The 491-nt window shown below is 54.0% G+C and carries 1 protein-coding gene; it reads left to right on the plus strand.

What is annotated here, in order from left to right:
• Positions 1–491: IS6-like element IS26 family transposase (locus tag I6F16_RS37515; RefSeq protein ID WP_225174778.1), on the plus strand; the 491-nt coding region annotated here is incomplete at both ends.

Consider the following 491-nt stretch of genomic DNA (forward strand, 5'->3'; position numbering starts at 1 on the left):
GCGTTATGCGCCTGAAATGGAAAAACGGCTGCGCTGGTACTGGCGTAACCCTTCCGATCTTTGCCCGTGGCACATGGATGAAACCTACGTGAAGGTCAATGGCCGCTGGGCGTATCTGTACCGGGCCGTCGACAGCCGGGGCCGCACTGTCGATTTTTATCTCTCCTCCCGTCGTAACAGCAAAGCTGCATACCGGTTTCTGGGTAAAATCCTCAACAACGTGAAGAAGTGGCAGATCCCACGATTCATCAACACGGATAAAGCGCCCGCCTATGGTCGCGCGCTTGCTCTGCTCAAACGCGAAGGCCGGTGCCCGTCTGACGTTGAACACCGACAGATTAAGTACCGGAACAACGTGATTGAATGCGATCATGGCAAACTGAAACGGATAATCAACGCCACGCTGGGATTTAAATCCATGAAGACGGCTTACGCCACCATCAAAGGTATTGAGGTGATGCGTGCACTACGCAAAGGCCAGGCCTCAGCAT

The organism is Bradyrhizobium sp. IC4060, from assembly GCF_020193715.1.
In the GTDB taxonomy this organism is placed as follows: Bacteria; Pseudomonadota; Alphaproteobacteria; order Rhizobiales; family Xanthobacteraceae; genus Bradyrhizobium; species Bradyrhizobium yuanmingense.